Raw genomic sequence first — 8,180 nt, 5'->3', positions numbered from 1 at the left:
TCGTTTTTCAAAGATCACTTTGACGGGCAATCCGGTTTGATACGCGGTCATGGTGGCGAAGTACAGATTGTCGATCTTGGCGCCACGATCGAAACCGCCTCCTTCGATGTTCTTCCACGCATCGTCATCAAAGGTGAACGCTTTGGTGATTTCGCGTGTTCGGTCACCACGATAGTTAAAGAAGATGACCGCATCGCCATCTTTCACGAGCGTCGGTTTGCCATTGTGCAGGATCGAGGTGGCGGAAATAAATTCGTCACCGGTGCGGCTCGATTCGATCGGATGGTCGTAGTAACGCTGGATCGCTTCGCCGGCAGACTCGGCTGTGTTGTCTGCTCCCTTGGTCATCATGTCGTAGGTCGCTTGGACGCGTTCCCAACGCAAATCGCGGTCCATCGCATAGAAGCGTCCGATCACGGTGGCGATATGGCCGACGCCTTTTTCTTTCATCGCCGCTTCGATTTTTTCAACGTACGCTTTGCCTCCGGTCGGCGAGGTGTCACGTCCATCGGTAATCGCGTGGACGGCAAACTTTTCCGATTCGAGCCCCGAGCGACGCACGAGTTCAACGATCGCGATCGCATGATCCAAATCGCTGTGCACACGTCCGTCGGACATCAAGCCGAGCAGATGCAACGTACCGCCGGTTTTCTTGACATGCTCGATCGATCCAAGCAGCACTTCGTTGCTGAAAAACGATTCGTCGCGAATCGCACGCGTGATTCGCATCACTTCTTGGTCGACAATACGGCCGGCACCAATGTTTTGGTGGCCCACTTCGCTGTTGCCCATCACGCCGGCGGGTAGTCCGACGTCCTCGCCCGAGGTGTGGATCAGGACGTTGGGATATTTGGCCATCAACTCATCGGCAACCGGGGTCTTTGCCAGATGAACTGCGTTGGCGTGATTCCATTCGGGGTGCGGATTTTCGCCCCATCCATCGCGGACGATCAAAACAACAGGTTTTCGGCGAACTTCGGTCAAGGCTCTCTCGCTTATTCAGAAAGGTGGATTTTGCTAGACGCATTTTGATAGACGCATGGGCGAATCTCTCTCGTTTTAGCCAACCCAAGCGAAATTCGGAACCTCGTGTCCGCTTCGAAGTTCTCGCGAGGTCGGGTAATCTACCGCTTCTGTCATCTCGTGTCCGCCAAAATGACACGCCCAACCACTCGTCCCCCTTCGAACATTGATCCCGTATGAGTCTTTTGCGTTTTGACGCATCCCGAGCTTTTTCTGCCGATTTGGGGCACGACCAGACGCAGTACGGGAAAACGTTGGGCGAGGCCGATTCGCTCCGTCCCGAAATCCTGGAAATGCCGTTTTTTCGGCTGCCAGCCCAGCAATTGGCGGACTATGTGGCGATTCGCGAGGAATCCGAAGTCGGTCGCATCTTCAAAATCGCCAACTCGATTCACGACAAAATCGATGCCGTCGTCGTGCTCGGGTCGGACGCCGCCACGGCCGGTCCGATCGCACTGCGAGATGCGTGTTGTGACCCCTACCACAACGAGCTGTGCCGAGCCGGTCGCGGCAGTCGGCCGCGGATGTATTTTGTTGGCAACCATCTCGATAGCGATTCGATCGGGGCACTGCTAAATCGGCTGCGTAGTGGCGGCTACGGTGAAACGGCTCCCGAGACTCGCTGGGCACTTGTGGTGATCGATCCGACGGGACAAACACGCGAAACATCGGTCGTTTTGCCGCATTTCATCACCGCACTGAAAGCGTCGCTACAGCGGTCGCCGGGTGAATCGCTGGGTGATTACCTGATTCCGATCACGGGCGAATCGGGACCGCTTCGTCAATTTGCACTGGCCAACGGGTGCCGCGAAATCTACGACCAACACCCTCAAATTGCCGAATCTCACAGCATTTTTACTGCTGCTGGATTGATGCCGGCGGCGATGTTGGCGTTGGACTGCATGAAACTGCTCGAAGGAGCGGTGGCGATGAACGAGCACTTCAAAACCGCCGCTCCCGAAGAGAATTGGGTGATGCAGTACGTCGCGGCGAGCAGGGGAGCGAACCGTACCTCGCGGATCATTTGCCTGTGGACCGAAGCGCTTGCCTCGGTGGCTCGTTGGTACACCCAAATCGTGGACGAACCGCTTGCCAGCACCGTCGTTTCCCACCCCAGCGGCCTGCTTCGCCAATTGGAATCATCGGAATCGCTGCCCGATGCCCCCTTGCTGCCCACAGACCGCCCGGTGATTCATCACTGGTCGACCGCCAAGTGGCGAATGGACCCGTTGTCGTCGCCGAAATTCATGCATAACGACGAACCGGCAGAATTTTCCGATGCCCCACCGACCGCCACGATTCCGCATCTGTTGGCTGACATGATCGCCACGTCCTGCGAAGCGGTCCATCAACGGGGCTACCGGACGACCAGCTTTGACTTGCCCCATATCGACACATTCACGCTGGGACAGCTATTTCAGATGTTGATGATTTCCACGGCGATCGAAACCGGTTGTAGGAAAATTGCCGCGTCTGCCGTATAACTTGCCATCCCTTGATTCCTCGTTCTCTGCACAAATCTATGTCTGCGATTGACCAACTTTTTACTCAGCTGCGTGCATCCAAAAAGAAGGCGTTGATGCCGTTTATCACCGCCGGCGATCCCTCGATCGAAACGACCGAGGCGGTGCTTCGCAACCTTTCGTCCGCTGGAGCCGATTTGTGCGAAGTCGGCGTCCCCTACAGCGACCCGATCGCCGACGGCCCTGTGATCCAGGCGTCCTATCAACGTGCCCTCGATCAAGGGTTTCGCTTGCAGAGCGTTTTTGATCTTGGCAAGCGAGTCGCAGGTGACGTCGCGATGCCCCGAGTCACGATGGTCAGCTATTCGATCATTCATCGCGTCGGAACCGAGGCGTATGTCAAAAAAGCGATCGAGGCGGGTTATGCCGGCGCCATCGTTCCCGATCTGTTGGTCGAAGAAGCCGAAGCGTTCTCGAAGGTCTGTGAAGACGCCGATTTCAATTTGATCCAGCTGGTCACGCCGACCACCCCCAAAGAACGGCAAGTGCGAATCGCCAATTCGTCATCCGGATTCCTGTACTACGTCTCGGTCACCGGGATCACGGGCGAACGAGCGAAGCTGCCGCCGGATCTGCAAGAGAGCGTCCAGTGGTTGCGGGGCGAGACCGACCTGCCGATCTGTATCGGTTTTGGAATCAGCGGCCCAGAAACCGCAGCGACCTTGGCCCCCGTCGCCGACGGCTTGATCGTGGGATCCGCGATCGTACGCCGGATCGCCGAGTCCAACGGCAGCGAAGACGCGGTCAAGAAGGTCAGCGAGTTCGTGGGTGAGTTGCGAACGGCCATCGACGCCGCGTAACTGGCACGACCGTTACAAGCGGACGGGTTTCCCAGGCGGCACTGCTTTTCTAATCGGAAAAGTACCCGAAAACAGCGAAGTTTACTCAAGTGGTGTGCTACGTTTTTTTGGCCCACCACATACCATCGCTGTTACGAGAGTCTTTGCTACAGCTCGCCACTGTCGCAACCCACAAGACTCTTCCAACCAAAACGGGACATCACTGCCATGACCAAAACCGTCACTGCCAATCCAGCGGAAGATAAGAACATCCTCACTCTTGATCGTCGTAGCAAGCGAAACGAGCGACGCAATGGCAACCCAGACGCGGTTGACACCAACGTGATGGCCAAGCCACGTCGCAAAACACAGCGTCGTCGCCACATCGACCCAACCACTTGCGAACGCGATTACAACGATCAAGAAATCGAATTCATGCAGGCAATGGACGATTACAAGCGTTCGGCCGGACGAATGTTCCCGACCTGCAGCGAAGTTTTGGAAGTCATTCGTGCATTGGGTTATGTCAAACTGAACGCCGACCAACGCGAAGAGTTGTGCATCGACGAACAGGGCAGTGATTACTACGACGCCGATGCGAATCTCGAGGACGAACTCGAAGACGAAATCGCCGACGCCTAGTCCGCTAAGGACCGGACAGAAAAGGAATGAATGTCCTGGATCGTTCTGCGGTTCGATTTCAACGTAGCTGCCGTCGCCAGACGGCGGAAATCCACGCTTCTGCGAGCGTAGCTACCGACAGCAATAAACGGCTCGTTTCGAGCGATTAACGACAACAACAAACACAAACAACAGCCTGGGTGGCGACTGCGGTACAATCCGTAAGCCGCTTTCCAGGCTGTTTTCGGTTTCCCAAGGTCGCTTGTGCGCTTCGCCATCCAAACCATCGCCTATCTATGGGCGTCCCCCTACACCATCGCCGGCATCGCGATCGGGTTAATCCTGGGTGGACGATTTCAGCGAGTCGACGGGGTGATTGAAATCCACGGACCTCGAATCGCTTGGTTGCTCCGGCATATGATCGTGCACGCCCAAGCCTTGACGTTCGGGCATGTCGTGTTTGGGCAAAACCAATCGGCACTCGACAGCACGCGACTGCACGAACGCGTCCATGTGCGTCAATACGAACGCTGGGGTCCACTGTTTGTGCCGATGTACCTGCTGTTTTCAGCGATCCTGTTCCTACGTGGTCGCGACGGCTACCGCGAGAACCCCTTCGAGATCGAAGCCTACGACGCCGAAGAGAGAGAGTGAGACGTGGGCCGTAAGGCAACGGGTAACGCGTGGGACGAGTCGCTCACGCTGGCGATTTTGTGCCGGAGGCACTTTTCGCGATAGCCTTGGGTTTCAACCCAAGGGGCGGAGCGTCCGTAGAACACTCCGTCGCGGAGCGACGTTATGGGGTGGGGCTCGCGGTGTTAGCAGTGGGACGTACCAATTCAGAGTCACCAACCCTTGTGCGGAAATCTCGCTGTAGGCTCGATTTCCGACCCTCCCGACGCAAGCTGGGAGGGTGAAGAAAACTGTCGCTCCGCTACAAACCGTTGCCACTTATGCCAACAAACGGGTGATCGGTGTGCCGTCGCTGTAGCGGATTGGACGGCCGATCGAGGTGTCGATTTCGTGCGCCGGATCAACGCCCAGCCCTTTCAGTACGGTGGCGTACAGATCCGCCACGGTGATCGGATCTTCCGGTGTCTCGCGTTCTCCGCTGGGGTCGGTCGCTCCGATCCGCACGCCGCTTCGCAACCCTCCGCCGCCGAGCAAGCACGAGAATCCATGGGGCCAATGATCGCGTCCGTCCGCTCCATTGATCCTCGGCGTGCGGCCGAACTCACCCAAACACAACACCACGGTCGAACTCAGCAGGTCTCGCTCGTGTAAATCCTTCATCAGCGCCGCAAATGCAGGATCGAGCACAGCAGCAAGTTCACGGTGTTGGCCAAAGTTATTGTTGTGAGTGTCAAAGTTTTGTAACGTCACCTCGATCGCTCGCACCCCTTGTTGGACCAATCGACGTGCCACTAAACAGCCTCGACCAAAGTTCGAATCGCCATAATTCGCCAACGTCGATGCGGATTCCTCATTCAGCTCGAACGCTTTTAGTTGATCCGAAGTCATCATCGTCAACGCGGCATCGACGTTTTCCGAGTGCATGGTGCGATCCACGACCGATTGTCGTCCGCGTGCGAACGCTTGGGCAACCACGTCCAAGTGCGACAACCGCCGTTGTTGACGCGGTGCCGCCAACCAAGCCCTCAAGTCGTCGTTCGATGATCCTGGCTCACGCACGCGCAAGGCGTCGAAGCGGCCGCCTAAAAAACCGCCTCGCGAAAGGTGATTGTCGTAGCCCAGCGAGATGACGGGCGGGATTTCCAGCGGCTCATAGGGCAACGCGTGGGCAACGATCGCGCCGACCGACGGATGACGAAGCGTCGGATCGGGACGAAATCCGGTCTTGACCAAATACGAGGCCCGGTCATGGTCGCCCTCCTTTGAAACCAGCGAACGGATCACCGACAAGTGATGCATCTGGTCCGCCAACCTCGGAAATGAATTGGCAATTTGCACGCCTGGAAGCGACGTCGAAATCGCCCCCGTGGGACCGCCGATACGAGTCGTCGGGTGCGGATCCCATGTCTCCAATTGACTCGGTCCGCCGGACAACCACAACGTGATCAGCGATCGCGGTCGCTCGGTTCCGCGTTGTTCGGCCGCCCGCACCTCCATGCCCGGCAACGCAAACGAGACGCCTAGCCCAGTGGCCCAGTGAAGCAGTTCGCGTCGATTGAGAGGTCGCAGTGATGCCATGGCTTTAATGATTCCAACAAAACTCGGCCGAGTTAAACAAGGTCCAATATATGTCTTCGCATGCTCGAGACCGCACTTTCCGATTGCTCTCGAGTTCCGGTAAGAAATGAGCCTTTTCTTCGGCCGACGGATGCCGTGTTAAACAGGCCAAATAGCAGTGATCCAAACACGCTTCGGCGGTGCCGCTGATCGCGGCGATCCGGCCCACTGCCGAGAACAGCGTCGCCTCGCTTTGTTGGCGAGTTTCATTGCCGCTGAGCCGCTGGACCGTGTGCGGGATCGTACTCGCTTGAGCGTCTTCGGAATCGCCCGCAATGCCGTACTCGTTGATAAAACGCGATTGGCGTTGCCAGCGGCGAAACGCGGCCACCGGGTTCAATTCATCGGGACGCAGTGTGTTGATCGACGACGCTTGCTGCATCGATCGAATCATCTGGTGCGGGCCAAGTTCCGTCAGCGGGAAAACCGCCCACGACGCTTCTAACTGATCGGCAGTCACTTGGTCGCCGAGGCCAGGGTGAGTCGACGCGAGGCCGAAGGGACGCGTTTTGACAATCACGTGGATCAAGCGTCTCAAATCGTCACCGTGATCGATCAAGTCGTCGGCCAAAATATCCAAAACATCCAAATCATTGGGATCGTTTGACGTGCCTGGATCCGGCAGATCGTCGACTGGCGAGATGAACGGTCGTCCTAGCATCAATCCCCAAACCCGGTTTGCGATCGCTCGGCGAAAGCGACGATTCTCAGGGTGGATGACCCAGCTGGCCAATGACTCACGCTGATGCCTTTGGTCCGAGGCCATGAAGGCGTCAAAGGGCAATTCGGCAGCGACGGATCGCGATTGTTCCGCTCGATCGTCCTGAATGACAAACGGACGCGGCCGCGTGTCTTGGACGCGGTTGCGTTGAAATTGGACGTCGCCGAAATAGGCGGCGAGGCCTTCGAATTGCGATTGTTCCCACGATGCAAAGGGATGATCGTGACACTGCGCACAATCGATCCGTTGCCCTAAGAAGGCACGCGATGTGCGGGCCGCTAATCGCTCGGCCGCAAGATCACCAATCGCCAATTCGGAGGCAACAAACGTGGTCGCGGGATGGTCCGCAAACACGCCACGACCGGCGATCATCGCACTGGCGATTTCGTCATAACCCGTCCCTTGCTGGATCGATTCACCCAACCATTGCCTGAAACGTTCGCGCTGAGGCGGCTTCAATTCCTCGGACACCGGATCGATAAAGGCATCGCCCAGCCGGGCGGCAAAGTATTCGCTGAAACGCGAATCGGCAATCAATCGCGTCGTCCATCGGGCCAGCCGATCGGGCGAGGTATCGGACTCAAATTCACGAACCTCTTCGAGCGATGGCGAACTACCGACTAGCGCGAGCGTCAGTCGTCTTAGCACTTGCAGGTCTTCTGCGGCTGCGGCAGGACGGATCGACGAATCATCCCACTGTTTGTTCAACAACGCATCGATACGATCCACAGCCGCCATGTCGTCGCTGACCGAGGCACGCTTGGGCAGCGTAGTGAGTCCGGGCTCGACCGCTTTCCAGCCAACCATACCGACGATCGACATCATCACGATCGTCGTTGGCCAAATGGGGTGTTGAGTTCGCATCAGGGGAATTCGCCGAGCAGTCGAGTGCTACGTCCAAATTGTTTTTTTGGGTAGTGGATCTTGCTAAAGATCCAGCAGCATGAAAATCTTCAAAGAGATCCTCTACATCAATGCTTCATTCTTAATGGGGACAACGATGATTCAACAGCATCAAGATGAATTTGTTTCGATGAAATTGGATCGCGTTACCCAAGAGGATTCGTCATCGTACGAATGTTCTTGGGTGGACCACCTTGAATATCTCGCAATTTTCCGGAGACCACAACCTTTTTGCGCAGAAGACTTCGGTAGGGCGAAAGGCCAATCGGCTGGCCACGGCGGAACTTGGCCCTTCCGGGATGGTTTAAACTTGTTGGTTGTCACTCTGTTGGTTGCCTCTCACTCCGATACGCGAGTCGG

Annotated in this window: 8 protein-coding genes; 5 read left to right on the top strand and 3 right to left on the bottom strand. The window is 56.8% G+C overall.

What is annotated here, in order from left to right:
- Positions 1–984 (bottom strand): 2,3-bisphosphoglycerate-independent phosphoglycerate mutase (gpmI, locus tag ABX962_RS23670; protein WP_372722907.1); only part of this gene is annotated, 984 nt, incomplete at its 3' end.
- 215 nt (positions 985–1,199) lie between these two features.
- Between gpmI and ABX962_RS23665 the strand changes: the two genes are divergently transcribed.
- The 4 genes from ABX962_RS23665 to ABX962_RS23650 all read left to right on the top strand — a co-directional run bounded on the left by ABX962_RS23665 (position 1,200) and on the right by ABX962_RS23650 (position 4,600).
- Entirely contained in the window at positions 1,200–2,507 is a 1,308-nt protein-coding gene (locus ABX962_RS23665) for a glucose-6-phosphate isomerase (RefSeq protein WP_372722905.1), read from the top strand.
- Between the two features lie 38 nt (positions 2,508–2,545).
- Complete coding sequence (gene trpA / locus ABX962_RS23660; RefSeq protein WP_372722903.1) at positions 2,546–3,346, top strand: tryptophan synthase subunit alpha; 801 nt, start codon at positions 2,546–2,548, stop codon at positions 3,344–3,346.
- A 207-nt stretch (positions 3,347–3,553) separates the two neighbouring features.
- Positions 3,554–3,967 carry a hypothetical protein gene (locus tag ABX962_RS23655; protein ID WP_339945798.1) on the top strand — a complete coding sequence of 138 codons (414 nt, stop codon included), beginning with the start codon at positions 3,554–3,556 and terminating at the stop codon, positions 3,965–3,967.
- Positions 3,968–4,210: 243 nt separating this feature from the next.
- The gene (locus tag ABX962_RS23650; RefSeq protein WP_372722901.1) at positions 4,211–4,600 is read left to right on the top strand and encodes a hypothetical protein; all 390 of its coding nucleotides are present in this window, start codon (positions 4,211–4,213) and stop codon (positions 4,598–4,600) included.
- A 297-nt stretch (positions 4,601–4,897) separates the two neighbouring features.
- Here the strand turns inward: ABX962_RS23650 and ABX962_RS23645 are convergent, their stop codons facing one another.
- Together ABX962_RS23645 and ABX962_RS23640 are read right to left on the bottom strand one after the other, a co-directional pair.
- Complete coding sequence (locus ABX962_RS23645; protein ID WP_372722900.1) at positions 4,898–6,157, bottom strand: DUF1501 domain-containing protein; 1,260 nt, start codon at positions 6,155–6,157, stop codon at positions 4,898–4,900.
- 4 nt (positions 6,158–6,161) lie between these two features.
- On the bottom strand, positions 6,162–7,781 hold the full coding sequence (locus ABX962_RS23640) for a DUF1549 domain-containing protein (protein WP_372722898.1): 1,620 nt from the start codon (positions 7,779–7,781) through the stop codon (positions 6,162–6,164).
- Between the two features lie 79 nt (positions 7,782–7,860).
- Here ABX962_RS23640 and ABX962_RS23635 point away from each other — a divergent pair.
- Positions 7,861–8,180, top strand: a 320-nt coding sequence (locus ABX962_RS23635; protein WP_372722896.1) for a hypothetical protein, incomplete at its 3' end; no start/stop codon positions are given.

Source organism: Novipirellula sp. (assembly GCF_041583735.1).
Taxonomy (GTDB): Bacteria; Planctomycetota; Planctomycetia; order Pirellulales; family Pirellulaceae; genus Novipirellula.
Note: the sequence above shows the minus strand (reverse complement) of the source record. Positions and strands in the feature narration are given on the sequence as shown.

Bases quoted from the DNA above. Each gene is read 5' to 3' on its own strand.
- ABX962_RS23645 (WP_372722900.1), bottom strand. From the start codon at position 6,157: ATGGCATCACTGCGACCTCTCAATCGACGCGAACTGCTTCACTGGGCC.
- ABX962_RS23640 (WP_372722898.1), bottom strand. From the start codon at position 7,781: ATGCGAACTCAACACCCCATTTGGCCAACGACGATCGTGATGATGTCG.
- ABX962_RS23665 (WP_372722905.1), top strand. From the start codon at position 1,200: ATGAGTCTTTTGCGTTTTGACGCATCCCGAGCTTTTTCTGCCGATTTG.
- ABX962_RS23655 (WP_339945798.1), top strand. From the start codon at position 3,554: ATGACCAAAACCGTCACTGCCAATCCAGCGGAAGATAAGAACATCCTC.
- trpA (WP_372722903.1), top strand. From the start codon at position 2,546: ATGTCTGCGATTGACCAACTTTTTACTCAGCTGCGTGCATCCAAAAAG.